Here is an 860-nt window from a genome sequence, read left to right as displayed (position 1 = left end):
GGGTCGGGGCGACCTTCTTGGCCCGGCGGACCTGGTCCCCGAGCTCGTAGAGCTGCTCGGGCGAGCATGCCTGCGCCAGGCCCGGGAAGAGCTGCTGCTCCTCCTCCCTGACGTGCTCGGTGACATCGGTGATCAACTTTCCCACCATTTCGTCGAACCGGGCGTCGTCGATGTCGACGTCCTCCAGGTCCTTGAGGACCTGTTCGACCTCGGCGTGTTCCTGGATCTCCTTGTCGGCCAGGGCGTCCCCGCCGGGCAGGTGCTTCCTGACGGCCGGGTAGAGGTACATCTCCTCGGCCACCGAGTGGCGTACGAGCTCGATGGTGACCTCGTCGAGCACGTTCCGGCGTTCCTTGTCACCCGCGGGCAGGGCCCGCAGACGGGCGAAGTACTCCTCCACCTCGCGGTGGTCGGCCGTGAGCTCTGCGATCACGTTTCCGCCGTGTCCCATCACATGACTCCCTTCCGGGTCGGCGTGCGGTCGACGGTCTTCTCCCGGGCTGCTTCCCGGTCCCACGGAGGACACGCCCCCTTTGTCGGCCATCCGGACGACGATCTTCGGCCCAGGCCGCCACCACGTGGATGCCGGGATCGATCGCTACGCCGTGTAGGGCGCGGGTGGCCGGGTAGCAGCCTGCACTGAGGCGGTGATCCGCTTCCGGAGAAGGTGATGTGTGATGGCCGGGACCACCGGACCCCGGGACCGTGCGAAGGACAAGGCGACGGTCGAGGCCTTGCTGGACAGCGAGGGGCACACCTATGCCGAGGACGCCGGCATCAAGCTGAAGAACACCCCGCAGCCGCTCTACCAGGCGCTGGTGGCAGCCTGCCTGCTCAGTGCCCGGATCAAGGCGTCCGTG

Annotated in this window: 1 protein-coding gene and 1 pseudogene; one reads left to right on the top strand and one right to left on the bottom strand. The window is 67.8% G+C overall.

Going from position 1 to position 860, the window contains the following annotated elements:
- A partial coding sequence (locus PV341_RS45130; RefSeq protein WP_500361060.1) for a hemerythrin domain-containing protein occupies window positions 1-451 on the bottom strand: 451 nt, incomplete at its 3' end.
- 226 nt (window positions 452-677) lie between these two features.
- Here PV341_RS45130 and PV341_RS45125 point away from each other — a divergent pair.
- Window positions 678-860 (top strand): annotated as a pseudogene (locus tag PV341_RS45125) (endonuclease); the annotation flags it as partial.

It is taken from the genome of Streptomyces sp. PA03-1a, assembly GCF_033792805.1.
GTDB lineage: Bacteria > Actinomycetota > Actinomycetes > Streptomycetales > Streptomycetaceae > Actinacidiphila.
This window is presented reverse-complemented; position numbering and strand designations above follow the sequence as displayed.